This window comes from Bacillus sp. FSL K6-1284, from assembly GCF_038002625.1.
Classification (GTDB): Bacteria; Bacillota; Bacilli; order Bacillales; family Bacillaceae; genus Bacillus; species Bacillus paralicheniformis.
Genome location: NZ_JBBOCW010000001.1, coordinates 1,876,996 through 1,903,474, shown reverse-complemented (window position 1 = coordinate 1,903,474; position 26,479 = coordinate 1,876,996). Strand labels below are relative to the sequence as shown.

Annotated in this window: 20 protein-coding genes; all 20 read right to left on the bottom strand. The window is 47.6% G+C overall.

Features of this window, described 5'->3' with window-relative positions:
• Nucleotides 1-73: 73 nt before the first annotated feature.
• Nucleotides 74-1,261, bottom strand: a complete 1,188-nt coding sequence (locus MHB72_RS09850) for a glycoside hydrolase 5 family protein (protein WP_105978892.1) — start codon at nucleotides 1,259-1,261, stop codon at nucleotides 74-76.
• Between the two features lie 63 nt (nucleotides 1,262-1,324).
• Nucleotides 1,325-3,007 (bottom strand): cellulase family glycosylhydrolase, encoded by a 1,683-nt coding sequence (locus MHB72_RS09845; protein ID WP_216920570.1) that lies wholly within the window; start codon nucleotides 3,005-3,007, stop codon nucleotides 1,325-1,327.
• Nucleotides 3,008-3,141: 134 nt separating this feature from the next.
• Entirely contained in the window at nucleotides 3,142-5,256 is a 2,115-nt protein-coding gene (locus MHB72_RS09840; RefSeq protein ID WP_020451425.1) for a glycoside hydrolase family 48 protein, read from the bottom strand.
• A gap of 75 nt (nucleotides 5,257-5,331) precedes the next feature.
• A complete protein-coding gene (locus MHB72_RS09835; RefSeq protein WP_216920568.1) occupies nucleotides 5,332-7,293 on the bottom strand; it encodes a glycoside hydrolase family 9 protein in 1,962 nt (653 codons plus the stop codon).
• Between the two features lie 391 nt (nucleotides 7,294-7,684).
• Nucleotides 7,685-12,001 (bottom strand): PolC-type DNA polymerase III, encoded by a 4,317-nt coding sequence (locus MHB72_RS09830; RefSeq protein WP_020451423.1) that lies wholly within the window; start codon nucleotides 11,999-12,001, stop codon nucleotides 7,685-7,687.
• Nucleotides 12,002-12,088: 87 nt separating this feature from the next.
• Complete coding sequence (locus MHB72_RS09825) at nucleotides 12,089-13,807, bottom strand: proline--tRNA ligase (protein ID WP_216920566.1); 1,719 nt, start codon at nucleotides 13,805-13,807, stop codon at nucleotides 12,089-12,091.
• A gap of 108 nt (nucleotides 13,808-13,915) precedes the next feature.
• A complete protein-coding gene (gene rseP / locus MHB72_RS09820; protein WP_095323561.1) occupies nucleotides 13,916-15,181 on the bottom strand; it encodes an RIP metalloprotease RseP in 1,266 nt (421 codons plus the stop codon).
• Nucleotides 15,182-15,187: 6 nt separating this feature from the next.
• Nucleotides 15,188-16,339, bottom strand: coding sequence for a 1-deoxy-D-xylulose-5-phosphate reductoisomerase (gene dxr, locus MHB72_RS09815; protein WP_026579731.1), 1,152 nt, complete (start codon nucleotides 16,337-16,339; stop codon nucleotides 15,188-15,190).
• Between the two features lie 46 nt (nucleotides 16,340-16,385).
• Nucleotides 16,386-17,189 (bottom strand): phosphatidate cytidylyltransferase, encoded by an 804-nt coding sequence (locus MHB72_RS09810; RefSeq protein ID WP_020451419.1) that lies wholly within the window; start codon nucleotides 17,187-17,189, stop codon nucleotides 16,386-16,388.
• Nucleotides 17,190-17,201: 12 nt separating this feature from the next.
• Nucleotides 17,202-17,984: an isoprenyl transferase gene (locus MHB72_RS09805; protein WP_020451418.1), complete on the bottom strand. Its 783-nt coding sequence runs from the start codon at nucleotides 17,982-17,984 to the stop codon at nucleotides 17,202-17,204.
• A 129-nt stretch (nucleotides 17,985-18,113) separates the two neighbouring features.
• Nucleotides 18,114-18,656 carry a ribosome recycling factor gene (gene frr, locus MHB72_RS09800; RefSeq protein WP_154495759.1) on the bottom strand — a complete coding sequence of 181 codons (543 nt, stop codon included), beginning with the start codon at nucleotides 18,654-18,656 and terminating at the stop codon, nucleotides 18,114-18,116.
• A 16-nt stretch (nucleotides 18,657-18,672) separates the two neighbouring features.
• Nucleotides 18,673-19,395: a UMP kinase gene (gene pyrH, locus MHB72_RS09795; protein WP_020451416.1), complete on the bottom strand. Its 723-nt coding sequence runs from the start codon at nucleotides 19,393-19,395 to the stop codon at nucleotides 18,673-18,675.
• A gap of 149 nt (nucleotides 19,396-19,544) precedes the next feature.
• Nucleotides 19,545-20,426 (bottom strand): translation elongation factor Ts, encoded by an 882-nt coding sequence (tsf, locus tag MHB72_RS09790; protein WP_020451415.1) that lies wholly within the window; start codon nucleotides 20,424-20,426, stop codon nucleotides 19,545-19,547.
• Nucleotides 20,427-20,526: 100 nt separating this feature from the next.
• A complete protein-coding gene (gene rpsB / locus MHB72_RS09785) occupies nucleotides 20,527-21,267 on the bottom strand; it encodes a 30S ribosomal protein S2 (RefSeq protein ID WP_020451414.1) in 741 nt (246 codons plus the stop codon).
• A 153-nt stretch (nucleotides 21,268-21,420) separates the two neighbouring features.
• Entirely contained in the window at nucleotides 21,421-21,930 is a 510-nt protein-coding gene (locus MHB72_RS09780; protein ID WP_023857198.1) for a DUF6115 domain-containing protein, read from the bottom strand.
• Between the two features lie 95 nt (nucleotides 21,931-22,025).
• Nucleotides 22,026-22,790, bottom strand: coding sequence for a FliA/WhiG family RNA polymerase sigma factor (locus MHB72_RS09775; protein WP_003181822.1), 765 nt, complete (start codon nucleotides 22,788-22,790; stop codon nucleotides 22,026-22,028).
• 22 nt (nucleotides 22,791-22,812) lie between these two features.
• A complete protein-coding gene (locus MHB72_RS09770; protein WP_003181820.1) occupies nucleotides 22,813-23,319 on the bottom strand; it encodes a chemotaxis protein CheD in 507 nt (168 codons plus the stop codon).
• Nucleotides 23,316-23,945, bottom strand: a complete 630-nt coding sequence (locus MHB72_RS09765) for a chemotaxis protein CheC (RefSeq protein WP_003181818.1) — start codon at nucleotides 23,943-23,945, stop codon at nucleotides 23,316-23,318. Before MHB72_RS09765 ends, MHB72_RS09770 begins: the two co-directional genes overlap by 4 nt.
• Nucleotides 23,946-23,955: 10 nt before the next feature.
• Nucleotides 23,956-24,432, bottom strand: coding sequence for a chemotaxis protein CheW (locus MHB72_RS09760; protein WP_003181816.1), 477 nt, complete (start codon nucleotides 24,430-24,432; stop codon nucleotides 23,956-23,958).
• 23 nt (nucleotides 24,433-24,455) lie between these two features.
• Nucleotides 24,456-26,477 (bottom strand): chemotaxis protein CheA, encoded by a 2,022-nt coding sequence (locus MHB72_RS09755; RefSeq protein WP_216920565.1) that lies wholly within the window; start codon nucleotides 26,475-26,477, stop codon nucleotides 24,456-24,458.
• Between the last annotated feature and the right edge of the window lie 2 nt (nucleotides 26,478-26,479).

The following is a 26,479-nucleotide window of genomic DNA, read 5'->3' as shown; positions in this document are numbered from 1 at the left end:
AAGAGCGGGTTTCCCCACTCTTCGCCTCGGCTATCGTTAGCATTTCCAATAAAACTATACCATAACCATATTTTTATTGCAAATCATGACAGCGTTTAGTCTGACGCATTTCGGAAGCGGATGATTTTTCATTCATCCGCTTCGCATGTTCTGAAATGACAGAAGCGGCAGAGCTCGGATAAACGATCCGAAAACCGTCATAATCCGGATAAAGGGTCCCGTCATCCTGAATACCGGTCAAAATCCAAAATTGGCTGCCCGCTCCGCCCTGCTTTTCTATGAGTTCAAGCCATGTTCTGTAGACGTCGTCCCTTCTGGACTTATCCTGATAGCCGTACTCTTCTAAAACGACCGGCTTGCCGATTTCTTTTCCATCGCAAATATGGTCTGTGATCCACTGATTTCCCCATTCGGCCGTTTTGCCCCAATGATCCGGATAGAGGTGATATGTGCCGTAATCAATATGCTTAAGAGCAGTCAGCCTTTTCCAATCCACACCTTCTCCGCCGCTGTAATGCCAATCAGGGTGCCCTTCTGTATGATAAAATCCTTCATCTCCAACCGCTACAAGATGGTTCTGATCAATGGATTTAATAAATTCGCTCATCTCATCCGCCCATTCGACAAGTGTATTTCCGGTTCTGTCAGACTGGACCCTTGGTTCATTGGCAAGCTCCCACGCCATAATCGCGGGATCATCTTTATATTTGACGCCATTATATGTGTTGACTCGGTTCAGCATATAGGATACATAATTTTTATACGCCTCTTTAATGTCCGGATGAGTATAAAAGGCGTCATGTCCATCCGCCTGAAACCACCTGACATATTGATTCATTCCGCCGAAATCATCCCAGTTGTTCACAAAAGGGATGACTAGTTTTATCCCTGTCTGTCCCGCTTTATAAATGGCATAGTCAAGCTTTGAAAAGCCTGATTCATCATATATGCCCGGCCTTGGCTGCATGACGGTATTTTCCTGCGGCTGGCCGTCAAGAAATCCCCAGATGCGGATCACTTTCAATTTCATCGCTTTCATATCTTCAAACACATCGTCGACCATTTTTTTAGATTTATAATGGAAATAATAGTTATTAGTCCCGGCAAAATAAAAGTCTTTTCCATTTAAAATGAACGATGTTCCGGATGTCACAACAAAAGGAGACGCAGCTAGTGCCGGCCGGGGATTGCCAAATTGAATGGCGGAAAGCGCAAGCAAAAACGGTATCAGCAGTGTCAAAAAAAACTTTTTCGTCATCATTATTTTTCCCTGCTTTCATAAAGAAGATCCATGGACGGCGCCATTCAGAGATTAGCAGGCCGTTCAAGGCGTGACTTTCACCTTCACGACCGTCTCGACGCCTTTCGGCCACAGTTCAAATGTAAAGGTGGAATCGCTTTTCAAATACTTTAAAACCCGCTCTCTCAAATACAAATCCCCGTCTTTTTCGTAAAAATCCTCGTCATAGTTCAAGTAGGGCGTCCATGACCATACTTCTTCAAGAACCGGCCTTCCTGTAGAATCGCCGACTCCTTTAACCGTAGCCAGCTTCGTTCCGTTCAGTGACGCCGGGATTTTGAGATCACCGCTGATTGCCGATTGACTGACGGTGAATTCGCTTTTTTCAAGCTTCGGGTCATCATAAAGAATGATATCCATAACCTGGCTGGCTCCTTTATGAAACGTAAAAGTGAGCTGCGCTTTTACCCCAGGCTGCCCGGACCCGTTCAGCAGCTTTGCCAAGCAGGATTCCTTAATAGAGACCGTTTTTCCGGCATTATCAACTGTATAATCACTGCCTTCCTTTAATGGTTCGGATTTCTGATAAATGCCGGTCAGCACATTGCCGGTCAGCTGAATGTCCACCGTCTGATCGCTGAGGTTTTGACCTTTTTTTATAAAAAGATCTGCCGGTTTGATGATCGCATTGGGAACGCCGCGTCCCGCCTGAATGACAATCTCTTTAACAACAGGATCGCGCCACTGTCTCTCAGTCCGGTCAAACTGGTCATTCCCGTTGTCCCACCACATCGGGACCATTTGATATTTGTGGGCAAGGCGGACAAACGTATCATGATAGAGCCGCTTTGAATGATTTTCATTGGCGCCGAGGGTACCGTATTCGCCGATGATAACCGGGTATCCTTCCCTTACAAATTTTTCATAAACCGGTTTGATATCCTCCTCCATCTCGGAGATTTCGGCTGCCGATCCCCAAGTCGTCCGGCCCCACCAGTTTGATACGTAATCCCACGGAGAATAGTAGTGATATGTGAGGACAATCCGGTCATCATCAGGCGGTTCAAATGAATGAAGCAATTCATCTTTGTTATCTTCAAGCCCCCCGACGATCACGAGCCGCTGGCTGTTGTTGCCGCCGGTCGAACGGATGATGTTCAGCATCTCGCGGTTAAGCAGATTCATTTGATATGCGTTCATTCCAGTCGGTTCATTGACGATTTCAAACAGGAGGCGTTCACTTTTGTTTTTAAAACGCTCGGCAATTTGCTTCCAGACTTTCCCCAGCTTATCTAATGTCTCCTGCTGGCTGTTTCCCATGCGGCTGATCCATAGCCAAGAATCGTGGTGAATATTTAACACGACATAAAATTCTCTTTCCAACGCCCAATCCGTCACTTCTTCCACCCGGTTCATCCAAGCGGTGTCGATCAGATACCCGGGAGCGCTGCCGATGTGGGAGTCCCATGTCACCGGAATCCGGACGCTTTTAAACCCCGCGTCGCGAATATCATCAAAAGTATGCTCGCGAACCGGCGGATTGTTCCAAGAGCCTTCTGTCGGAACAGCATCCAGCGTGTTGCCAAGGTTCCATCCGGGACTCATGTTTTCCAAAAGGTCTGCCGGGGTGATGATGCTCTGCTTTTCTTGCTTTGCTGGCCCGCTTGTTCCCGAAGCTTTCGGAACTGTGGATAAAAGAACGGTTCCCATGATCAAAACGAACAGAATGATCGACTTTAAACACAAGGCTAACCATTTTTCTCTCAAACTTTTGAACTCCTTTTTTATTAGATGATCGTGCAAAACACTGGCTAAAATCCCTCAATTTAAAAAAGGCGGCTGAACGCCGCCTTTTCCCAAACGTTCAAGCGCATATCAATCTGACATTCTCTTACAGATTGTTATGCATTTCCGATTAAACGGTCATACTCAGCGTAAGCTGTCGCCATATCGACCTGAGACCAGAAGCGGTGATACACAAAAGTCGGCAGACCGTTTTCCCATTTGCCTGTATTCGGATTCCACGAGGTCTGATATTTATTTTCCAAATAAGGCCACATCGGATCGTTTTTAATTTTCGGACGGAGGTCGGCATGACTGATATAGACGCCGTTACCGCCCTTTGCCGGATCAGACGGCACAGTGTTGGAACCAGGAATGGTGTTGCCCTGCCCGTTTTTGCCGCTCCAGCCATTCGGAAAATAGACTTCCTTCGTAAAGTAGCGGATATAATCTTCATGTTCTTCCTCTGCTGCGATACCGATTCCGTCATTTTTATTCCATGCTGCATCAAGCAGTTCTTTTGCCACGTTTTTGGCCTTGTTTCCAAGAGCGGTAAAGCCGCCGGTTTCGGCTTTTGTTCCGGCTGCAAAGAAGACAAGCGTTTTAATATAGCTGCCGAGAACACCGACATCTTGAGAAGGATTCTTCGTCGTGACATGCAGTCCCGGATTTCCGGTAAATGAATCAAATCCCTTCCACGGATCAGGCTGGCCGCTCCATTCAAGGTTTGCCGGAATCCAAAACTCGCCTGGATCGGATTGTACGGCGATCTGCGGGTTTTGGCCGCCAAGGACGCGTTCTCCCGCTTCATTTAAATAATAGCCTTCTTCATCCGTAACAGGCCGTTCGCCCACAAACACATAATCAAGCGAATACGCGATCCATTTTTCAATCACATGCTTTGCCATTTGGAAGTTTTCAGACGATTTGTCACCTTTCTCTGCGAAAATGTAATACAGTTCCGCCACCCTTTCCAGCGGCCAGACTTGCATCCCGAACCAATTGTTAGAAGGCGGATCGTGATATACAGGCGCTTCTGTGTATGCCATTCCGTAAAATGTGCTGACATTCTGCGGATATGCGCTGTAGCTGCCGTTCCAGCTATTCGTGGCGCCGCCTGCAACAGCTCCTTCTGAAGAAAGCAGCCATGTGTAAAGTTCAAGCTGCCTTTTCAGCGCCTGTTCCCAATCGCTGCGCGCTGTGGATGAATTTGGAACCAATCCGCCTTCAGCTGTTGACAGTGCATAAGAAGCGACAGGGTTTTGATAACCTTGGTGCACATGACTCGCACCGATCCGCCACGCCCAGTTGGCATACTGTCCCAATCCGCCTCCCCAAGCAGTGTACCATGCCATTAAATAATGACAGGCATTTTTTCCAGTTCCGCGGGAAGGCGAGCCGTCAGCAGCGCTTCCAATCTCTTGAAAGTATTTGTCATACATGCCGTAACGGAGAAAGTCCCCCATTTTTTTAGCTTTTTCTAAATACTTAGTATTGCTGTAGCCCCATTGCCTTGCCCAGTACATCGCCTGAACAGCGCGCGCATCGGCGTCGGTCGCATTAGTGTAGCGCCACTGCGGGGCAGGAGCCTGATTTTCTTTTGTAAACAGACTCATAAACCCTTCATTCGGTTTTCCAAACGTCTGATTATCTTGAGAGGGGTGCGGAACCGTTTCCCAAACAGACTCCTGTTCACCGCGCTGGTAAGTGTTCACATAAACGGCGGTGTGTGATGGGTTCAACAGGTTCCCGAATCCATACCAGTTATCGACATCAAGCAGCCAGTGCATTAAATACGTTTCATTGCTTCCGTATGTGGATCTAAGCTCACTGTCAAGCGGATCGTTTCCGGCCGGATATTGTCCGGTCAAAGCCGAAGGATAAAGATCTGGGTAGCGGTGTTCGGCGGCATATGTGGCAGGGCTTGAGGGGTTATAATAGTTCATCGTCGGCTGTTCTTCGTTTCCATCGCCTTCATTGACCGGGATGATATATTTCTCCATATTGTCCCAGGCGGCTTCTAGCTTTGACCAGTCCTGTGTGTATCGGCCGTACATCGCTTCAAGCCACAGCCAATAACTGTATGCTTCAGATGTTGTCATATGGCCGTAATCAGGCGCTTCGCATATGAGCGTTTCAACTGAATGATAAGGAATGCCTTCAGGCGAAAAATAGCCGTTTTGCGGATTTTTAATTTGCTCATACAATTGCATAAAGCGTGTTTTATTGTCCATGATGCGTCCTCCTTTTGAAGCTTCAAGCTTTCGTTTCATATGATGGGACTGCCGGGGATTGAATCCGTGTGTTTTTTAGTCGGGCTCATTTCCAAAAACAAGCCGGCCTTCATCATATACTGGTATATACCGGGTTTTTGCCAGCGTGTGTGACAGCCCCCGGTAAGAGTGGTCATTTTTCGGATTCCAAAAAGACGTCCCCGCCGGAGCCGCTAGGCGGAACTGAACTTCTTTCTTGTGGGCGGATTGACCCCCGGGGTATATCATAACCCCGCTGAAGCTGACTTCCGTATAGTAAATGTGTTCGCCGATGTGATATGGCTTCAGCTGGGACACCGACGCCCCTTCGTTGTATCCGGTTGAGATCTTTATATCTTCCGAAGAAAATCCGGCATTCACCGCTTCAGTCAGGTCCACGTAATAGCGGAAAGACAGCTTATCGGTTTTCTTTGCCGGCCATCCTGATCGGTTATTAAGCTGCACTCTGATTTCTGAGTAGTTGTTTCCCGAGCTGTTTATGGATGCCTCCGCAAAAAATTCATCTTCTGGTGTTTCCTTTTCGGGAAAATGAGGCAGCGGTGATTGCCCGGCACCATACAGTTGAAACATTTTGGCTGCATTGCCCGTGAAAGCCGCATTGTAATCGATCGCAACTTCGTTTGACACATAATCATTTGTTTCGTCCCGGTACGAATCATCTTTTCCCGGTCCGCCTACTAACGCGCCGTAAAGGGTATGGCGGTGGTTTTCAGGCACATTCATATGATCGGCCCATGAACCGTGTGCGGTGCGGTGATGCGGGTGCTTCGGCGGATTTGTTCCGTACCCGACGATAAAGCTGCGCTGTTGCGGATTATCCCCAAGCATATAGTTCATTTGCTGAACCGCAAAATCCCGATACCTTTTTGCTTTGCCGGCATCTTTTACCCAATCTGAATAAACAAAAGCGAGAAAAGCGGCGTTTGAAGCGTAGCGCAGCGATCCCCACTGCTCAAGCCATGCCAGCCCGCCTGGTGTATAAGTGATACGCTCTGTGCTTCCATTATGATTGTAGCCTGTCGACCAATAATCAAGATTGCGTTCGACAGATGCGGTAAATCGGGATTCGTTCGTCAGACGAGCGAGCAGCAGCTGTGCTCCGTAAGTGACGTCATCCCAGGAAAGCGTCCAGCGGTAAGGCCAGTTTGCGGGATCGCCCCAATCTGAGACCGAAGCAAGCGCTTTATCCAAATAGTTTTGTTCGCCGGTTGCCAAGTAGAGCCAGACAGCTCCCCAAGTCAGCTCATCTTTATACCCGCTCCACGAATTATAATATTGCTGCGCGTCTGTAATGCAGTCTGAATATTTGCCGCGGTAGCGGTCGGCAAAATCGTATAATTCCTTGGCATGGGCCAATAGTTTATTTGAATAAGAAGCGTCTGTCGGCTTGAAAATGATTGATGCAGAAGCTAGGGCTGCTGCTGTACCGCCGGCAAGGTCTGACCCGGGACAGGCTGCATCTATCTTATAAGCCGGCCGCTTCATAGGCATTACTTCGGCCGGGCCCCACCAGGCATGATCTTGGGCCCCATGGCCGACTTGGCCCCAAAACTCATAAGGGCCTGTATGCGCTTTAATAAAATAGTCTGTCGCCCATCTGATATTGTCTAATATCGCATCAAGCTGTCCGGCCGCTTCATAGGCATCGCGGTACTCATAGACGGACCATGACAGAACGGCCGCAGAATAAGCCATTGGAAGGCCGAACTTCACGTGATCTCCTGCATCATACCATCCGCCTGTCAAATCATGGCCGACATCTTTTCCATCCTCAAGCGCAGAGTCCCCTCTCCAATTCAGACGGCTGCCTTCCGAAAGCTTTCCGGAGCGCTGCGCCTCATAGAAAAGAATTGATTTTTGCAGCAACTCCGCATAATTTTGGTTCTCTTTCGCAAATGCAATGTCCGCCTTGCCGAAAGCCGGCATGAACAACATCGCAAACGTAAGCAGTAAAACAAAGAAAAACGCTTTCATTTTCAAAAAAGCTTTCTCTTTCAACGGACTCCTTCCTCCTCATTTTGTTTTCCTTCAAAACAGCCGATGTTTACATGACACTCACCTCCTTTAGTGACGGACAAATGGTGTCTTTCGGTAAGCGGAGAAGAGACTGATTGAATTTTTGAAATTTGAAGATGTGCTGCAGATTCACGCAGGTTCAATGTTTGCCGGAGGAACGAAGAACTTTGTTTGTTTAATCAAGAAACTAACTTCTGTTCACTGAAAAAGTGAACTTCTTTATAGAATAATATCATTTTGAAAATATTAACATTAATGTATTTTTATTGTCAATCGATCTAACAAACTTTCCGCAATATTCGCGTCTCTGAATCTTCGAAGCACGCGCTGGGTTAGAAAACAAAAAAGAGACTGCCGAATAAGTCGGCAGTCTTTAAAATAAAGACAGCTGGTTCTGATCTGGGAGCGACTCGAGACAGCCGTGGCGCTCCAAGTATTCCATGATCGTTTTTGACACCTTGCCTCTTTTTTGCAAATCTTCTTTGGAAAGAAATTCGCCTTCTTCCCTTGCTTTGACAATATTCAAAGCGGCGTTTGTTCCAAGCCCCGGTATTGAATTAAACGGCGGAATCAAGCTGTTTCCGTCAATGATGAATTCGGAAGCGCTCGATCTGTATAAGTCGACTTTTTGGAAAGAGAAGCCCCTTTCACACATTTCAAGCGCCAGCTCAAGCACCGTGAGCAAACTTTTCTCTTTCGGAGAAGCGTCAAGGCCTTTAGAGTTGATGTCATCCATAACGGCTTTAATCGCTGTCGACCCTTTGATCATCGTTTCGATATCAAAGTCATCGGCCCGCACCGTAAAGTATGCTGCGTAGTAGAGCAGTGGATGATGGACTTTAAAATAAGCGATTCTGACCGCCATCAAAACATATGCCGCAGCGTGGGCTTTCGGGAACATGTATTTGATTTTTTTACACGAGTCGATATACCAGTCCGGAACATTATTATTCTTCATTTCTTCTTCCCATTCAGGTGTCAGTCCCTTACCTTTACGGACAAATTCCATAATCTTAAAGGCGAGGGATGGCTCAAGCCCCTGGTAGATTAAGTACACCATAATATCATCACGACAGCCGATCACTTCGCTCAGTTCACAAATATTATTGTGAATCAGCTCCTGCGCGTTGCCGAGCCATACGTCCGTACCGTGTGACAGGCCGGAAATCTGAACGAGCTCGGAAAATGTCGTCGGCTTGGTGTCTTCGAGCATCTGTCTGACAAAGCGGGTTCCGAATTCAGGGATGCCAAGCGTTCCGGTTTTACAGCCGATCTGCTCTTCGGTTACCCCTAAAGATTCTGTCCCTTGGAAAATTTTCATCACTTCGGGATCATCGGTCGGAATCGTCTTCGGATCAATCCCGCTCAGATCCTGGAGCATACGGATGACCGTCGGATCATCGTGTCCGAGAATATCCAGCTTCAGCAGGTTGTCATGGATGGAATGGAAGTCAAAGTGCGTCGTCTTCCATTCGGAATCGGTGGCATCCGCCGGAAACTGGATTGGTGAAAAGTCGTAAATATCCATGTAATCAGGCACAACGATGATTCCGCCCGGGTGCTGCCCTGTCGTCCGCTTGACGCCTGTACAGCCTTGGACAAGGCGGTCGATTTCCGCCCCGCGCATATGCAAATTGTTGTCGTTAGCATACCCTTTGACATACCCGTAAGCCGTTTTTTCGGCGACTGTGCCGATCGTTCCCGCACGGTAGACGTTATCCTCTCCGAACAGGACTTTCGTGTAGTTGTGGGCGTGCGGCTGATATTCGCCCGAGAAGTTCAAGTCGATATCAGGAACCTTGTCCCCTTTAAACCCCAGAAACGTCTCGAACGGTATGTCGTGGCCGTCTTTTCTGTAGGCCGCTCCACACTTCGGACAGTCTTTGTCAGGCAAATCAAATCCCGAACCGACCGATCCATCGTTGAAAAACTCGGAATGGCGGCAATCCGGACAGACGTAATGCGGCGGCAGCGGGTTGACCTCGGTAATTTCCGTCAATGTTGCGACAAGGGAAGAACCGACCGATCCCCTTGAACCGACAAGATAGCCGTCATCAAGGGAGCGTTTTACAAGCTTATGAGAGATCAGATAGATGACGGCGAATCCATGGCCGATAATGCTTTTCAGCTCTTTTTCGATCCGCTTTTCGACGATTTCCGGAAGGTCGTCGCCGTAAATGCTTTTTGCTTTCTCATAGCTCATGCGGCGGATTTCGTCATCTGCGCCTTCGATCTTCGGTGTGTAAAGATCGTCTTTGATCGGCTTGATTTCTTCGATTCGCTCGCTGATCAAACGGGTGTTCTTGACGACGATTTCTTTCGCTTTTTCCTCACCCAAAAATGAAAAGGCCTCAAGCATTTCATCCGTCGAACGGAAATGAACGTTCGGCAGTTCGTGCCTGTTGAGCGGATTTGCGCCGCCTTGTGAGGAAACCAGAATCTTGCGGTAAATTTTATCCTCAGGGTTCAGGTAATGAACATTCCCCGTAGCTACTACCGGAATATTCAGTTTCTCGCCGAGCTTTGTGATGTTGGCGATGATTTCTTTTAACGCTTTTTCATCCCTGACGAGTTCAAGCTGGAGCAGGTGCCGGTAGACTTCAGGCGGCATGACTTCAAGATAGTCATAAAATGAAGCGATGTCTTCGACCTCTTCCGGCGATTTCTGCATCATGCCTTCGAATACTTCGCCTTTGTCGCATGCCGAACCGATTAAAAGGCCTTCTCTGTACTTTTCAAGCTGTGACCTTGGGATCCTCGGCACCCTGTAAAAATAATGGATATGTGAAAGCGACACAAGTTTAAAAAGGTTTTTCAAACCTGTCTCATTGACTGCCAAAAGGGTCGCGTGATATGGCCTTGAACGCTGATAGGCATTGGACTGCCCCATATTTTCATTCAGCTGATCGTGGTACATGATATTTTTTTCGGCCGCGTCTTTCAGCATTTTCACAAGGAGATAGCCCGTCGCTTCGGTATCATAAATCGCCCTGTGGTGCTGGGTGAGCTCGATGTCAAACTTTTTACAAAGCGTATTCAGCCTGTGGTTTTTGAATTCCGGATAAAGAAAACGGCCCAGCTCAAGTGTGTCAATGACCGGGTTCTGCACTTTCTCCGAATTCAGCAGACGCTTGTAGGCGACATTGATGAAGCCGATGTCAAAGCTTGCATTGTGAGCGACAAGCGTGTGATCTCCGACCCATTCTTTAAAATCTCGGATGACCTCTTCGGCTTCAGGCGCATCTTTCAGCATATCATCGGTAATCCCAGTCAGCTCGATGATCGTAGCCGATAAAGGGCGATGCGGGTTTGCAAACCTTTCAAAGCGTTCGATGATCTCCCCGCCTTTTACTTTTACGGCGGCCAGCTCGATGATCGTATCATAGACGGCCGACAGCCCCGTCGTCTCGACGTCGAACACGACATATGTCTCCTCTTCAAGCAGACGGTGCACCGGATTGTAGGCAATCGGCACGCCGTCGTCGACGAGGTTGGCTTCAAGTCCGTAGATCATTTTCACGCCATGCTTTTTGCTCGCCGCGAATGCATCAGGAAACGATTGGACAACAGCGTGATCAGTGAGCGCGATAGCCGGATGCCCCCATTTTTTCGCCTGTTCGACAAGCTTGCCGATACTTGATACGGCATCCATCTGGCTCATCGGTGAATGGAGGTGGAGCTCGACACGTTTTTCGTCCTCCGGTGCTGTATCCTCACGGGTTTTCCCTTTGATTTCATTGACATCGTTGGCGATCATCACCAAATCGCGGACGAATGTATCGTTTTGTATGCTTCCTCTCGCCTTTACCCACATCCCTTTTTTCAGGGACTTCATCAAAACAGCGTCCTCTTTTTCACGTGCGAACATTTTGACGAGAATGCTGTTTGTATAGTCGGTTATCTTAAAGATACAAAGCGTTCTGCCGCTTTTCAGCTCTCTTGTTTCAGCGTCGAATACATAGCCTTGCACCGTAATTCTCCGCTCTTCATCCATGATGCTGTCAAGCGTTCTGATCTCTTCAGAGTCTTTAATCTGGTAGCCGATCTGAAGAGGGCCTGACGGCGCTTCATCGTCTTGGGCTTCCTTATCCTGCTTTTCCATTTCGATTAAAGCCTGAAGGGCTCTCTCTTGATCTTCGGCCATTTTTTGCTCTCTGAATTTCTGAATCTCTTGATCTGACACAAAGATTTCTGTGTCGAGCTGGAGCTCAGGAAAACCGAATGTGCAGTAGCTTGACTGGATGAGTGAGCTGTATTTCTTTTTTAAAGCGGATGCTTCTGTATCTGTTTTCGTTTTAAGCAGGATTTTGTTCCCCGTAAGCTTGGGCTTTTGGTCGTTCAAAAGCGTCAAAATCGGCGGGGAAATACCATCGAGTTCCTGGATGCAGCGCGTCCAGTAATCCTGAACAAGCTGCTCGTCAATCGAAGGGTTTTCCGCCTCGATGGAACAGGTGACCTGAGCGATATGGGAAAAGGTGCGGGTCAGCTGGGTGTGAAACCGTTCGAAGATTTGATAAGGCAGGACATTTTTCAATTTAAAGTGAAAGTGCCATGTCTTCTTGTTTTTATGAACGGTCAGCTTTATGATTTGTCCGCCTTCAAGGTGACGGATCATCGTATCTTCCGTTACATTCAGCTGCTGCAGAAGAATTTGAAACTGTCTTCTGTTGACAGAAAGCTGGTCTTCCAAGACAGATTCCTCCCTAAAAGAAAATCATAATTGAAGGTACCTTGGGACGATTCCCGAGGTACCTTCCTTTACTCTAGTTTAACATCTTTAAGAGTGAGAAGATAAGCTCTTGACTTGTTTTTCGATAAAGTCCAAAAGCTCTTCAGCGGCGACTTCAAATGATTCTCCGGTTTTGCGGATCTTCACTTCGACAACGCCTTCATCAGCTCTTTTTCCGACCGTGATGCGGATCGGCAGACCGATCAAATCGGAATCTGCAAATTTAACTCCGGCCCGTTCAGCACGGTCATCAAACAATACGTCATAGCCGTTCGCTTTAAAATCTTCATACAGCTTTTCGGCAAGCTGAACCTGCGCGTCATTTTTCATGTTAAGCGCGAGGATGTGCAGGTCATACGGCGTCACTTCCAGCGGCCAGATCAAGCCTTTATCGTCATGATGCTGCTCAACGATGGCCGAAAGTGTCCGGGAAATCCCGATTCCATAGCAGCCCATCAGCATCGGCTGAGCGCGTCCGTTTTCGTCAAGGTATGTTGCGTCCATCGCTTCAGAATAGCGGGTGCCGAGTTTAAAAACTTGTCCGACTTCGATTCCTTTTGCAAAACGGATCGTTCCGTTTCCATCCGGTGAAGGGTCTCCTTCCTGTATAAAGCGGAGATCGGCGAATGTCACATTGTGCACATCCCTGCTGATATTCACGTTTTGATAATGGTAATCTGTTTTATTCGCTCCTGCTGCTGCGTTTGCCATCGCCTTCACAGCAAAGTCTGCAAAGATTTCGATTTCACGGTCGAGCCCCACCGGTCCGACAAAGCCAGGCTCAGTACCTGTTATCTCAGCAACCTCTTCGGCGCTCGCGAATTCGATCGTTTCTGCTTGGAGCAGATTCTTCACCTTAATATCGTTGACTTCATGATCCCCTCTCGTCAACACGAGGACAAAACGTCCGTCTGCTTTCATGAGCATTGATTTCACGCAGTCTGACGGGGATATGCCAAGAAATGCGGCAACTTCTTCGATCGTTTTGACCGAAGGTGTGTGGACTTCCTGGAGCTCTTTCATTTCAGCCTGCTCGCCAGCACCAGCTTCCTTCACTTCAGCCATTTCGATGTTGGCAGCGTATGAAGACTGATCAGAATACGCAATTGTATCTTCACCGACATCGGACAATGCCATAAATTCATGGGTATCCTTTCCGCCCATCGCGCCTGAATCTGCAATGACCGGTCTGAAATTCAAGCCGCAGCGCGTAAACACATTCGTATACGCCTGGTACATATCATTGTACGTTTCATCAAGGCTTTCGGCGGAAGAATGGAAGGAATACGCATCCTTCATGATGAATTCCCGGCCTCTCAACAGACCGAAGCGCGGGCGCTTTTCATCGCGGAATTTCGATTGGATCTGGTAAAGGGTCAGCGGAAGGCGCTTGTACGATTTCACTTCATCTCTGACGATGCTTGTGATGACCTCTTCGTGTGTCGCGCCAAGGGCAAATTCGCGGCCGTGGCGGTCTTTCAGCCTCATGAGCTCAGGACCGTACGTGTACCATCTTCCCGATTCCTGCCAAGTTTCCGCCTGCTGGAGCGCCGGCATCAACATTTCGACGGCATTGATTTTCTCCATTTCTTGGCGGACAATGCTCTGGATTTTATGAATGACTTTATTGGCAAGAGGCATATAGCTGTATACACCGCTTGTGTTTTGTCTGATAAACCCCGCTCTGAGAAGAAGCTGATGGCTTTTTGCTTCAGCATCAGCCGGCACTTCGCGGAGCGTAGGAATTAAAGTCCTGCTCTGTCTCATTCGTTCGCACCTCATTTGTTTCAGTTGGTTACTTTTTGAGTCGGGAACGGCGTCCCTAAAAAAGAGCCTTTTAAAAGGCTTGGCTGCACTTAAAAAAGGCAATTGGTTTTACAGAAATAAGCGCTGGATATCGTTCCATGTGACGACAAGCATTAAGAGCATCAAAAATGCGACGCCGACAAAGACGACAAACGCTTCTTTTTCTCGGTTGATCGGCTTTCCGCGGATCGCTTCAATAAACAGGAACAACAGTCTGCCGCCGTCCAGCGCAGGGATTGGCAGAAGGTTGACGATCCCGAGGTTAATACTTAAAAATGCGGCCAGCTTCAGCAGATTGATAACGCCTGTCTTGGCCACTTGGTCTGTCATGTCATAAATGCCGACAGGACCGGCCAGCATGTCGATTGAGAATTGTCCCGTGACGAGCTTTCCGAGATTGGTCACGATGCTCTGCGCTACTGTCGCCGTTTCGGTCGCACCGTAGGAAATTGATGTCAGGATTCCTGTTTTCACCGGGTTGTAAGCGCCGAATCTGCCGACGGTTTCGTCCCCTGCCTTGACTGCTTCAGGTGTTACGTATTTCGTCACCTTGACGTTGTCGCGCATCACAACGATTTTCAGTTCTTTTTCAGGGTGTTCCCTGACCGTGTTGACAATATCCGTCCACGATCTCATGTTCTCCCCGTTGATCGTTTGAATGCGGTCTCCTTCCTGGAGTCCCGCTTCCGCCGCCCGTCCGTTGTCTATCAACTTGCCGAGCACCGGCTCGTCAGACGGCACTCCCTGCATCAGGCCGAGCATTACGAGAATGACATAAGCCAAAATAAAGTTCATGATCGGGCCGGCCGCAATCGCCTTTATACGCTGCCAAACCGTTTTTGAATGGAATTGGCGGTTGTAAGGAGCGATCTGGACTTCTTCCCCGTCTACGATGAAAAAGGACGTTTCACTGACAGAAAAGGATGAGAGATGATCTTCATTGCCGTGCTCATAGCCCGTAATCCTCATCTGATGCTCCAGGTCAGCCTGCTCCACTTCGATGACCAATGCGTCAGGATACTTTTCTTTCTGGTTGATAATGATCTTTTCGACTTTGTTTTCGCTGTCGAACAACAGCCCGACCGTATAACCGGGCTTCACTTCAATCATCTCAGGATCTTCACCGGCCATTCTGACAAAGCCGCCGATCGGAAGAAGCCTGATCGTATAAACGGTCTCATTTTTCTTAAACGAAAAGATTTTCGGACCGAAGCCGATAGCAAACTCCCGGCACAGTATTCCGGCTCTTTGAGCAAGGATGAGATGACCAAGCTCATGGAAAAATACGAGCGTTCCAAAAATAAGAATAAACGCGATCACAGTATTCACGAACATACCACCTTATGTGAGTAATGTTTGGACAAACTTTCTGGCGTCTTTGTCCACTTCACGGATCTCTTGAAGGCTCGGCTTTGCGATCACCTGATGGCGTTCCAAAGCTTTTTCAATGATGTCTTCAATCCCGAGAAAGGAAATCCTGCCTGAAAGAAATGCCGCAACGGCTTCCTCGTTGGCCGCGTTTAAAACAGTCGGCATTGTACCGCCTATTTTACCTGATTCATAAGCGAATTGTAAGCAGCGGAACCTTTCAAAATCAGCTTGGGCAAAATTCAGCTGTCCGACTTCCCAGAGTTCGAGTGATTTGGCTTCATCAAACGGCAGGCGTTCCGGATAGCTGAGCGCGTATTGAATCGGCACTCTCATATCAGGTGTGCCAAGCTGGGCGATGACGCTTCGGTCGTGGAATTCCACCATTGAATGAATGATGCTTTCTTTGTGAAGGAGGACATCGATCCGGTCATAAGGCAGATCAAACAGCCAGTGCGCTTCAATGACCTCTAGCCCTTTATTCATCATTGTAGCCGAATCGATCGTGATTTTTGCACCCATCGACCAATTTGGATGATTGAGGGCTTCTTCCACTGTGACCCCTTCAAGTTCCTGCCTTGTTCTGTCCCTGAAGCTGCCGCCTGAAGCCGTGACGATCAGCCGTTTAATATGCTTCGGATTTTCCCCCTGGAGCGCCTGGAAAATCGCAGAATGCTCGCTGTCGACTGGCAAGAGCGGGACATCGTATGTTTGGGCGTGTTCTTTCACTATATGACCGGCTGTCACGAGAGTTTCCTTATTTGCAAGCGCGACTGTTTTTTTATGCTCCATCGCCTTTAAAGTCGGCAGAAGACCGACGCTGCCGACGAGAGCATTGACGACGACATCCGCTTCCGGACTAACGGCCGCTTCGATTAAAGATTCCTCCCCGATCCCTGTTTTAAAGGTGTAAGAAAAAGAATGCTGTTTTAATGCTTCATATGTATGCTCATCCCCTACAGATACATACTTCGGTTTAAATGTTTCAATGATTTCTGCCGCTTTTTCGGCGTTTTTTCCGAAAGACATGGCGGTCAGCTGAAACTTATCGTCATGCGCTTTGATCACATCAAGCGTCTGTTCTCCTATGGAGCCTGTCGCCCCCAATAGACATATGTTCTTCAAAATTGCCGCACCTCTGTTTCTTTCTAGCTATCAGTACCCTTTTCTATCATAGCCCGAACGGCTGAAAAAGAACAAGCAGGAAGTATAGAACCGGCATGACAAATAAAAAGCTGTCAAAGCGGTCCAGCATTCCGCCGTGTCCCGGAAGGATCCGGCCCGAGTCTTTCACTTTGTAGTGCCTTTTGAACGCAGACTCGGCCAAATCGCCGATCTGACCGACGATTGATAAAAGCACGGTAATGATCAGCACAAACAGATAAGCGTGCGGAAAACCTGTGGCAGCCTGATAAATCGCGGAAAAAACGACCGCTGTCAAAATCCCGCCCCAAAAGCCTTCAACCGTTTTGTTAGGGCTGATTTCAGGCCAGAGCTTCCGCTTTCCAAACGCCTTTCCGATAAAATAAGCGCCGGAATCCGTTGACCAGACGACGCCGATTGCAAAAAAGACATAGCTGAGTCCGATGTTTCTGATTTCAATAAAGTAATAAAACCCGAATCCGATATAAACTGCTGCCAGCGCCACGAATGCCGCTTCGTCAAAAGTAAACGAGTTTTTGCTGAGCACCGTGTATGCCAAAAGCAAAAGGACGGCCAAAAAGACGACCTCCCCTTTGGTTATGCCCAGCCCCGCGTCTTCCGCATATTGGCTTGGATACAGCAAAACCGCCAAAAGCAGCAGGCTGATGATACCCGGAGCGCTGATAAGCTTCAGGCCTTTCATTCTTAAAAGTTCAAATAGAGCGAGTATACCTATTGCATAAACTAGCAGGGTGAACGGCAGCTTGCCGAAAATCACGAGCGGCAGAAAAACCGCTGCCGCGATCACACCCGTCAATATTCTCTGTTTCATCTGCACCATCCTCTAAATTCCGCCAAACCTTCTCCCGCGACGCTGATATTCTCCGATAGCCTGAAGCAAGTGAACGTCTTTAAAATCAGGCCACAATACATCGGTAAATAAAAATTCGCTGTAGGCAAGCTGCCAAAGCATGAAGTTGCTCAGCCTGATCTCGCCGCTTGTGCGAATCAGCAAATCAGGGTCCTGCAAAGCTTCTGTCATTAAATAATCGGAAAATAGCTTTTCGTCGATTTCCTCGGTATTCAATGTGCCTTTTTTCGCTTCTTCGGCAATTCTCTTTGCGGCTCTGACGATTTCTGCACGTCCCCCGTAATTCAATGCAAAATTAAGAATAAGTCCGTCATTGTTCTCCGTATCACGGATGGCTTTTTCAACCGCGCGGATCGTGTGGGGCGGCAGTCCTTCCCTATCGCCTGTCAAGCGGACCCGGACATTTTCTTCGACCAGCTCCGGGAGATACGTTCCCAGGAACTCTTCAGGCAGCTTCATCAGAAAGTCAACCTCAAACTTAGGACGCTTCCAATTTTCCGTCGAAAAGGCATACAGCGTCAACGCTTTGACACCGAGCTCATTGGCAAGCTTTGTCGTCTGTCTGACTACCTTCATGCCTTCGTGATGACCCGCGATGCGGGGCATCGCCCGTTTCTTTGCCCAACGGCCGTTTCCGTCCATAATAATGGCGATATGTTCAGGAATTTCTCCTTTTAAAATATTTTCTTTTGTGTAACATTCCATGTTGGAAGCAGCTGAATGCTGATTCTTCCAATTTTTGAGTATATTGAGCATGAGAGTCCTCCATCACCCAAAAGGTTGCTTTCCTGTTATATCGTTCTTGATAACAACAGTATTAACAAAAAAACCCCCTGTAAACATGAGAGGGTCTTTTCACTATTATCTATTGTACAGAGTTTTTCATTAAACTTCCATGATTTCTTTCTCTTTATCTTTTGTGATCTCATCAATTTTTGACACATATTCATCTGTCAGCTTTTGTACGTCTTCCGTTGAAGAGCGCAATTCATCCTCAGTCATTTCACCATTTTTCTCTAGTTTTTTCAGATCGTCATTGGCATCGCGGCGGATGTTGCGGACCGCGACTTTAGCATCTTCCGAATATTTTTTCACGAGCTTGGCAAGCTCTTTTCTGCGCTCCTCAGTTAGAGGAGGGATCGTGATCCGGATGATGTTGCCGTCGTTTGACGGAGTTATGCCGAGGTCGGCTTTTTGAATCGCTTTTTCAATATCGCCGAGCGCTGTTTTGTCATATGGTGTGATGAGAAGCATGCGCGCTTCCGGAACCGTAATGGACGCGATCTGGTTTAAAGGCGTCTGCGCTCCGTAGTATTCAACTGTCACTTTGTCCAGCAAAGACGGATTTGCACGTCCTGCACGTACAGTCGCCAATTCGCGCTGATAAGCGCCTATCGCTTTTTCCATCCGTTCTTTTGTTTCATTCATCACTTGAGTTGACACGTTATTTCCCCCTTACGATTGTACCGATTTGTTCGCCTAAAACGGCTTTTTTAATATTTCCTTCTTCCATAATAGAAAAGACGATCAGCGGGATGTCGTTATCCATGCAAAGTGAAGAGGCGGTTGAATCCATGACGGCCAAACCGTCTTTTAACACATCGAGATAAGACAATTTTTCATATTTTACGGCTGTTTCGTCAGTTCGAGGATCGGCATTGTATACACCGTCGACATTATTTTTAGCCATTAAGATGACGTCGGCTTCGATTTCAGCCGCTCTGAGCGCTGCGGTCGTATCCGTTGAGAAGTATGGATTGCCTGTACCGGCAGCGAAGATGACGACGCGCTTCTTTTCAAGATGGCGAATCGCTTTTCTTCTTATGTATGGCTCAGCGACCTGCCGCATTTCGATGGATGTCTGAACTCTTGATTGAATGCCGAGCGTTTCAAGGCTGTCTTGCAGCGCAAGGGAATTCATGACCGTTGCAAGCATTCCCATGTAGTCCGCTGTTGCGCGGTCCATTCCGAGATCGCTGCCCGTTTTTCCGCGCCACAGGTTGCCGCCGCCGACGACGACCGCCACTTCAACATCAAGCTCGGCGATTTCTTTCACCTGTTTGGCGATGGACTGGATCACGGTAGGGTTGATGCCGTTTCCCTGTTCACCCGCAAGGGCTTCTCCGCTAAGCTTTAATACGATACGATTATACTTTGGTTTTTCCATAATAACCTCCAAGTGCATGCTTGCCGTTATTTATTATGCAAGAGAAAAAAAGGTTTGTAAACTGTTTTAAAAATAGGGACACAAATTGTGTCCCCTATTTTCTTTGAAAAGATCCTGCCGTGTGTTTTAAGGCAAGCGGCTTTTCAATCTTATTTTTTCACTTGGTTCATAACTTCTTCAGCAAAGTTTTCTTGGCGTTTTTCGATACCTTCTCCAACTTCGTAGCGGACGAATGTTTCAACTGTTGCATTTTTCGCAGCAACGACCTGTTTCACTTTTTCATCCGGGTTTTTAACGAATGCTTGATCAAGCAGGCAGATTTCTTCGAAGTATTTGTTCAGGCGGCCTTCAACCATTTTTGCGACGATGTTTTCAGGCTTTCCTTCTTGAAGCGCCTGCTGAGTCAAGATTTCGCGCTCGCGGTTCGCTTCTTCTTCTGACACTTGGTCACGGGAAATGAAGCGAGGGTTTACAGCTGCAACGTGCATCGCGATGTCTCTTGCTGTTTCTTCGTCAGTTGTGCCGTTAAGGACAGTCAATACGCCGATTTTTCCGCCCATGTGCAGGTATGCGCCGAATGCAGCGTCATCGCCTTTTGTCAGGACAGTGAAGCGGCGAAGCGTGATTTTTTCTCCGATTTTAGCAACCGCGCTTGTGATGTATTCTTCTACAGTTGAACCGTTAGCCATTTTTTGAGCCATAGCAGCTTCAACGCTTTCAGGCTTTTCAGCAAGAATGTGGTCAGCAAGGTCGTTCAAAAGCTCTTTGAAGCCTTCGTTTTTCGCAACGAAGTCCGTTTCGGAGTTCACTTCAAGAATAACGCCTGTGTTGCCGTCGGTTTTGATCAAAGTCAAACCTTCAGCCGCGATGCGGTCAGCTTTTTTGGCAGCCTTTGCGATTCCTTTTTCTCTTAGAAGATCGATCGCTTTATCCATGTTGCCGTCAGTTTCAGTTAACGCTTTCTTGCAGTCCATCATGCCTGCGCCAGTTTTTTCACGAAGCTCTTTTACCATTTGTGCAGTAATTGCCATTTTTGATTTCCTCCTTATATATCAAACAAAATATGTAAGTGTTGATCTGGTGAAAAAAAAGGTGATAAAAGGCAGACCCCCTTATCACCTTTTGACCAGGTTAAGCAGTTGTTGTTTCAGTTGTTTCTGCTTCTTTCGCTTCTGTTTCAGCTACTTCTTCACCTTGTTTTGCTTCAAGGATGGCATCTGCCATTTTAGAAGTCAGCAATTTAACAGCGCGGATGGCGTCATCGTTCGCAGGGATGACAACATCGATTTCATCAGGATCACAGTTTGTGTCAACGATTCCGATGATCGGAATGTTCAGCTTGCGCGCTTCTGCAACCGCGATGCGCTCTTTGCGAGGATCGATGATGAACAGTGCGTCAGGAAGCTCTTTCATTTCTTTGATTCCGCCGAGGAATTTTTCAAGACGCTCTAATTCTTTTTTCAATTGAACGACTTCTTTTTTAGGAAGTACGTCAAATGTGCCGTTTTCCTGCATTTTTTCGATATCTTTAAGGCGTTTGATACGCTTTTGGATCGTTTCAAAGTTTGTTAACGTACCGCCAAGCCAACGTTGGTTGACATAGTACATTCCAGAACGTTCCGCTTCTTCTTTAACAGAGTCTTGAGCTTGCTTTTTCGTACCGACGAAAAGGATTTTTCCTCCGTCAGCTGCAAGGTTTTTCGTGAAGTTGTATGCTTCTTCAACTTTTTTGACTGTTTTTTGAAGATCGATGATGTAGATTCCGTTACGCTCCGTGAAGATGTAACGCTTCATTTTTGGGTTCCAGCGGCGCGTTTGGTGGCCGAAGTGAACACCAGCTTCAAGCAATTGCTTCATAGAAATGACTGACATGTGTTATTTCCTCCTAATATAATGGTTTTTTTCCTCCGCTTAGGTCATTTTTATGCAGGACTGCACGCGAGAACCGCACAGCACCGCTTGCATAAATCGTTAAGCGTGTGTAATTAACACCAAGAAATAATATAACATAAGCTTTCTCGACAATCAAGAATCGTTTTTCAGCTTTCCGCGAAATTTTAAGAAAAGCTCGATTTCTGTTTTCCCGCTTTTCAGCTGTCTTGCGATTTCCTCCGGAGAGAGCCCCTTTTCATATAATGCGAGAGCTTCTTCTTCATAGGATACGGATTCCTGCTCTTTTTGATTGAGCTCATCCTCTTCCTGCTCCACCTCATTGATCATCGCTTCGATGTGAAGCGGCAGATCGCGCGATTCGTCCGCTTCCGGAAGGGCGGGGGTTTGAGCAGGAATGTCAGGCTGTGTTTGCACTCTTTGCGGCTCTTCTTCGGCATTCGCCCGAATCTCGCGAACGAGTTTTTCATTTTCGTCTTTTAGCTCCATCAAAAAAGCGGTCAATGTATTCTCGGTTTCTTCCAAAAGCTGTTTTTGCTCTTTCTCCGCCGCCTTAAAAGCGCTGAGCCTCGCATTCAGAATGATGACGAAATAAATCAATATACCGTGGAGCGTAAAGCTCACAAGCCATAATATTGTTGACATATTTTTCACTCGCTAACCATGAAATTTAATCAAAAAAAGACTTCCCTGTCGGACGCTTAAAAAATGCTGCCGGTTCCATGCCGGCAGCTTACATGTTATTGTACCACTTTATCCAGCAGATGCTTCAGTTTCAAAAGCGCCTTGGAGTGAATCTGTGAAATGCGGGAAGTCGACAAATTCAAAACCTGTCCGATTTCCGTCAGGGTCAGCTCTTCTTTATAGAATAAGCTGATCACGAGCTGTTCTTTTTCTGAAAGCTCGTTTATTTTTTCCGCAAGCTGGGAGATCAGTTCGTCTTTGAGCATTTTTTCTTCCGGCGTGCTCGTTTTGTCGTCCCTGATCATCACCTGGACGTTCTCCCCGTCTTCATGGTCGTGAAGCTTCTCATCAATTGAAAGGAGATTCGCAAAGAAACCTTCATTGATTGTGGTCACGACGTCTTGCTCGCTCATTCCCAGCTCAGCGGCGATTTCGCTCGGCGAAACATTTCTTAAGTAGCGCTGTTCGAGCTTTTCGATCGCAGCTTCCACTTTCTTCGTTTTTTCACGGGATGTTCTCGGAAGCCAGTCTTCTTTGCGAAGGCCATCGATAATAGCACCTCTGATTCTGAAGGAAGCGTATGTATCAAACTTCAAATCCCTTCCCGGATCAAATTTTTCAAGGGCGTCATACAAACCCAGCATGCCAAGGCTGACCAAATCGTCTTTATGAACGGACTTGGGCAAGCCGACGGCTATCCGGCCGACATGATATGTCACAAGCGGCATATAGCGGCGGATTAAATCATCGCCTGCCTGAGGATCTTTCCATTCTTTCCACCGCGACCAAAGCATCTGATCTTCATAGTTCAAGGATTGCATCTTTATCCCCCTATATTGCATATTAAATCGTCGTTACACCTTGTTTAACTGTCCGGATGACAAGTTCAGCTGACTGCGGATCGAACTCGATCGTTCTTCCGCTGTTTCCGCCTGTATCCTCGCTTACAATCGGAATGTTTAAGAGAGATAGATGTTTTTTAATCGCAAGCACATTTCTTGGCCCGACTTTCATCAAATCATTTGTCATCTTAAATTTAAACATTTCGGCTCCTCCGGCCATTTTCGCTTTCAAAGCGTATTTTCGGCACCCGGCTTCAAGCAGCATCTTGACCGTCGCTTCGACAGCTGTGTCCGCGTACTTTGCCACATTGATGTCCGGTGTCTTGGATAAGGAAGAGTCGGGAAGCATGACGTGGACGAGACCGGCCGTCTTCGCTTCCAAATCATAGAGCACGAGTCCGACGCACGAACCGAGACCCGATGTCCTGATCTTGTCGGGAGTGCGGACTATTTTCACATCGGCAATTCCCACTCTGATAATCGATGTTTCTTTTTCTAAGATTTTCATAGCGCTGCACCCAATGCATGAAAGAGCTTTTCAAAAGAATCATAGTCCGGCAGAAGGAACAAATGCGCCTTTACTTTCCGGTTGTGCTCCTCGTCAAAAATGGAGTTGTCGATCACGATAACCTGGTCTCCGACTTGGCTGAGCTCGATCAGCCCTTCGCTGATGACGGCTCCGAACATATCAAGCGTCAGTTCAGGGACGCTCGGGTACATTTGCCGGTTTGTCAAATCAGCGAGAGCGGTCAAATAAGATCCCGCCATAATATTCCCGAGTTCGTGCAGGGCGGAGGCACCGATATCGTTCGGCGTCATGCTGTCAATCTCGAATTCCGGATTGCCGACAAGCTCCCTGATCAGCTGCTCGGCCTCTGAAAAAGGCATGATCACGAACATAGAACCGGGAAAATCCCCTTCCATGCGCAAAAAGATGCTTGCGACAGGAAGGTCTGCACCGCCGAATAGGTTGACAAGCTCATCAAACGACATCAGCTTGACAAACGGCACTTCCATTTCGATTTTCCTGTTCAGCAATAGAGCCAGGGCAGAAGCGGAATGACCCGCTCCGATATTCCCGACTTCCCGCAATATATCAAGATGCTCTTCTCTAATTCCGTTAAATACGCTCATCATAGGCTCCTTATTTCTTCACATTTTCAGAAGCGGCGGCAAGGCTCGACTTCCGGTTTAAAACAGCTTCAGAGTCAATCAGATTGAGAAGTCTGGACCCTTGCTTGACGATGCCTTTAATCCATTGCCTGCCGTCTTTTCCTACCGTTTCGGGAGCCGATTCAATTTCCTCTTCCTCGACGGTGATGACATCGTTCGCCTCGTCCACCACCCAGCCGACTTCAATGTCCTGATGGGTGATGATGATGATTCTCGTTTCATCTGTAATCGTATCTCCAGGCGCTTCAATCCGCTTTCTTAAATCGATGACAGGTGTGACAACACCTCTCAAATTAATGACGCCGCAAATATACGGTTCCACTCCCGGCACCCTTGTTGGCTGCTGCCATTTTTCAATGGACATCACTTCGGATACAGAGATGGCATACTCTTTATGATTTACTTTGAACACAATCATTTTTTCACCGGTGGTAGTCTGTGTGGTCAAGAGGATCGCTCTCCTTTCGCTTTCTATTTGATAAGGGCGTTGCAGTCGATGATCAGGGCTACTTGTCCGTCTCCCAAAATCGTCGCGCCGGAAATGGCAAAGACGTTTGTTAAATAATCGCCGAGTGATTTTAGTACGACTTCCTGCTGGCCGATAAAGGAGTCGACAACAAATGCCGTCAGCTTGTCTCCTTTTTTCACGATGATAGCGTGAAGCTGATCAAGATCATCCGAAGAATCCTCAACATTAAACTGTTCTTTCAGGTAAACCACCGGTACGATATGGCCCCTGAAATCGATCACTTCGCGGTCGTGCGTCTGAAGAATATCTTTCTTATCGATGACAGCCGTTTCTATAATAGAAGAAATCGGTATCGCAAACGTTTCGTTTTCAAGTTTGACTAGCAGCACGGATATGATCGACAGTGTAAGCGGAAGCTGAATGGAGAAAAGCGAACCTTCGCCTTCGCTCGATTTGATGCTGACAGAACCGCCCAAAGATTCCAGCTTGCTTTTGACAACGTCCAAGCCGACCCCGCGTCCTGAAATATCCGAGATTTGATCTGCGGTTGAGAATCCCGGTGCAAAAATGAGTGCGTCGATTTCATGATCTTCGATCGTTTCGGCGTCACGTTCGGTAATGACGTTGCGTTCAAGCGCTTTTTCAAGCACCTTTTTGCGGTTGATGCCGGCTCCGTCATCCTCGACCTCGATAAAGACGTGGTTCCCGCTGTGATATGCTTTCAGACGGACTTGACCCGTTTCAGGCTTACCATTTTTCACCCTGACTTCAGGCGCCTCGATCCCGTGATCAAGGCTGTTTCTCAAGAGGTGGACAAGCGGGTCGCCGATCTCATCTATTACCGTTCTGTCAAGCTCGGTTTCCGCCCCGAAAATCGACAGCTCGATCTTTTTATTTAATTCTTTTGTCAGCTGGCGGACCATGCGCGGGAAGCGGTTGAACACCGTTTCTACCGGAACCATTCTCATGTTGAGGATGATCGATTGCAGGTCGCCTGAAATTCTTGTCATCCGTTCGACGGTATCTGTTAATTCGCCGTGTTCAAGCTCTTTGGCGATCTGCTCTAAGCGCCCTCTGTCAATGACCAGCTCCTCAAACAGGTTCATTAATGAATCGAGGCGGTCGATGTTGACGCGGATCGTCTTCGTTCCGCCGCCTGCTGCAGGTTTCACCGCTTCTTTTTTGCCGTCCGGCTGCTTAGCCGGGGTTTTCTCCGCGTCTTTCGGTGCCGTTTCTTTTTCAGGCGCTGCAGGCGCGGCTTCTTCCTGTGCCGAAAAATCGTTTTTCAGCTCGGTTACTTCAATTTTTTCGATTTCAGATACGCCGTTGATTTTGTTGAAAATCTCTTCTTCCCCGTGTTTGCTTAAAAAGCACACGACGAATTCGGAATCAAAATCTTCCGACTCGAGAACTTCCGTTTCCGGAATCGTTTTGACGACTTCGCCGATTTCGTTCAGCTGTTCAAATACCATGTACACCCGAACGCCCTTCAACAGGCAGTCCTCTTTCAACGCAACATTGATTTCGTAACATTTAAAGCCTTGTTCCTCAGCTTCGGCGATGACCGTCCGCTGAAATTCGTCATAGGCCCATTTCGTTTCAGACGACGCCGCTTCAGGCGCTTCTGCCGATGCAGCCGCCTCCTTGTTTGCGCCTGTCACATCAAGCTTGGCGCAGACTTCTGAAACGTCTCTTTTGCCGTCGCCCCCTTCAATGATCGAAAGGACAATCGCTTCAAGGTCATCGAGCGCTTCAAACATGATGTCCATCCACTCTGACGTAATGGTCATTTCTTCATTTCGGATCGCGTCCAGCACGTTTTCCAGACTGTGCGTTAAATGAGCCATATCTTCATAGCCCATCGTAGCGCTCATCCCTTTCAAGGTATGAGCCGCTCTGAAAATATCATGGACAAGCTGCAGGTCTGTCGGATTTTTTTCGAGTTCGAGCAATTTTTCGTTACAGGTTTGCAAATGTTCTCTGCTTTCTTCAATAAAGACGTCTAAATATTGATTCATATCCATAT

Excerpts from the sequence above, each read along its gene's own strand:
- MHB72_RS09850 (WP_105978892.1), bottom strand. The coding sequence starts at position 1,261 with ATGATGACGAAAAAGTTTTTTTTGACACTGCTGATACCGTTTTTGCTT.
- MHB72_RS09840 (WP_020451425.1), bottom strand. The coding sequence starts at position 5,256 with ATGGACAATAAAACACGCTTTATGCAATTGTATGAGCAAATTAAAAAT.
- MHB72_RS09825 (WP_216920566.1), bottom strand. The coding sequence starts at position 13,807 with ATGAGACAGAGCAGGACTTTAATTCCTACGCTCCGCGAAGTGCCGGCT.
- rseP (WP_095323561.1), bottom strand. The coding sequence starts at position 15,181 with ATGTTCGTGAATACTGTGATCGCGTTTATTCTTATTTTTGGAACGCTC.
- MHB72_RS09810 (WP_020451419.1), bottom strand. The coding sequence starts at position 17,189 with ATGAAACAGAGAATATTGACGGGTGTGATCGCGGCAGCGGTTTTTCTG.
- MHB72_RS09805 (WP_020451418.1), bottom strand. The coding sequence starts at position 17,984 with ATGCTCAATATACTCAAAAATTGGAAGAATCAGCATTCAGCTGCTTCC.
- frr (WP_154495759.1), bottom strand. The coding sequence starts at position 18,656 with ATGAATGAAACAAAAGAACGGATGGAAAAAGCGATAGGCGCTTATCAG.
- pyrH (WP_020451416.1), bottom strand. The coding sequence starts at position 19,395 with ATGGAAAAACCAAAGTATAATCGTATCGTATTAAAGCTTAGCGGAGAA.
- tsf (WP_020451415.1), bottom strand. The coding sequence starts at position 20,426 with ATGGCAATTACTGCACAAATGGTAAAAGAGCTTCGTGAAAAAACTGGC.
- rpsB (WP_020451414.1), bottom strand. The coding sequence starts at position 21,267 with ATGTCAGTCATTTCTATGAAGCAATTGCTTGAAGCTGGTGTTCACTTC.
- MHB72_RS09780 (WP_023857198.1), bottom strand. The coding sequence starts at position 21,930 with ATGTCAACAATATTATGGCTTGTGAGCTTTACGCTCCACGGTATATTG.
- MHB72_RS09775 (WP_003181822.1), bottom strand. The coding sequence starts at position 22,790 with ATGCAATCCTTGAACTATGAAGATCAGATGCTTTGGTCGCGGTGGAAA.
- MHB72_RS09770 (WP_003181820.1), bottom strand. The coding sequence starts at position 23,319 with ATGAAAATCTTAGAAAAAGAAACATCGATTATCAGAGTGGGAATTGCC.
- MHB72_RS09765 (WP_003181818.1), bottom strand. The coding sequence starts at position 23,945 with ATGAGCGTATTTAACGGAATTAGAGAAGAGCATCTTGATATATTGCGG.
- MHB72_RS09755 (WP_216920565.1), bottom strand. The coding sequence starts at position 26,477 with ATGGATATGAATCAATATTTAGACGTCTTTATTGAAGAAAGCAGAGAA.